Annotated in this window: 1 protein-coding gene; it reads right to left on the bottom strand. The window is 65.6% G+C overall.

Annotated features, from left to right (window positions below):
* Positions 1–4: 4 nt before the first annotated feature.
* Entirely contained in the window at positions 5–931 is a 927-nt protein-coding gene (locus tag LL962_RS20850; protein WP_228318290.1) for an IS110 family transposase, read from the bottom strand.
* Between the last annotated feature and the right edge of the window lie 220 nt (positions 932–1,151).

The raw sequence follows: 1,151 nt of genomic DNA, 5'->3' as shown, positions 1-1,151 counted from the left end.
TCTTCTACCCGGCAACTTCGCGCCATGGAGTGCCGTCTCTGACCATGGCATTGAGGCGAACCAGGAGCACGCGCATGCAGGCGGTAATCGCGACCTTGGCGGGCTTTCCACGCGCGCGCAGCTGTTGATAGCGCTGTTTGAAGCAGGCCTGTGTGCGGACGGCACTCCAACAGGCCATGTACAGCACTCGCCGCATTGCTGCCCGCCCGCCGCGGATGCGGCGTTTGCCCTGATGCCGCCCGCTGTCCATGTTGTAGGGCGCCAGGCCGACCAGGGCAGCGATCTGGCGGCGGTCCAGGGTGCCCAACTCAGGCAGGTAGGCCATCAGGCTGGCGGTGGTGACCTCACCGATGCCGGGGACGGCGCTGAGCGAGCGCGCCAGCGCATCGTCGAGCTGGTGCTGGGTTTGTTTGATCGCCTGACTCATCCGTTGGATGCGGCGGCGCAGCTCGCCGATCTGCTCGATCAGGCACTGGCGCACCAAGGCCAGGGTTGTTTGAGACAGGCGTCGACGCTCGTCGTCGCGCTGCTGGACCAGTTGCTCACGACGTTGGACCAGCATGCGCAATTGCTCGCGCAGTGGGTCGGGAACTGCGGCAGGGGCTTGCACCAGTTCGGCCATGCGCGCCAGCAAGGCGGCATCCAGTGGATCGGTCTTGGCGGTGGTCCCCAAGGCGGTGGCAAAGGCCCGTGCCCGACGCGGATTGATCCGTGTCACCGGGATGCCGGCCGTGGCCAGGGCGATCATGACCGCCCGTTCGTAGCCGCCGGTGGCTTCCAGCAGGACATTGCCGACCTGCTGGCCGGCCAGGTGATCGCACAAGCGCTGGTGCCCCTGCGCGGTGTTGGGAAAGGACAGCGACTGGTCCATGGGGCGCACATGAACGGCCAAGGTGTCCTTGGCCACATCCAAACCGATCCAAAGAGGCATAAGCGTTAGGCAACTCGGTAGACTGGGGGCAGGAGAGAGCCGCCTCGTCGCTGCCCACGCTTGTGAAGTTCGAGCGCAAGCTCGTTCAACTGTTCGGGCTGGGCGACGAGGTCGATGTGCGGCCGCCCTGGCTCCTACACGTGCTCCAACACTGCGACCGGTCGGCGTGCCGCACATCGCTCTCCACCCAAACTTTAGAGCAATGCGCAGACACAAGCGG

This window comes from Xanthomonas sp. NCPPB 1067, assembly GCF_020783795.1.
Taxonomy (GTDB): Bacteria; Pseudomonadota; Gammaproteobacteria; order Xanthomonadales; family Xanthomonadaceae; genus Xanthomonas; species Xanthomonas melonis.
The sequence above is the reverse complement of the archived record's forward strand: the minus strand, read 5'-3'. Positions and strand labels throughout refer to the sequence as shown.

Bases quoted from the DNA above. Each gene is read 5' to 3' on its own strand.
- LL962_RS20850 (WP_228318290.1), bottom strand. From the start codon at position 931: ATGCCTCTTTGGATCGGTTTGGATGTGGCCAAGGACACCTTGGCCGTT.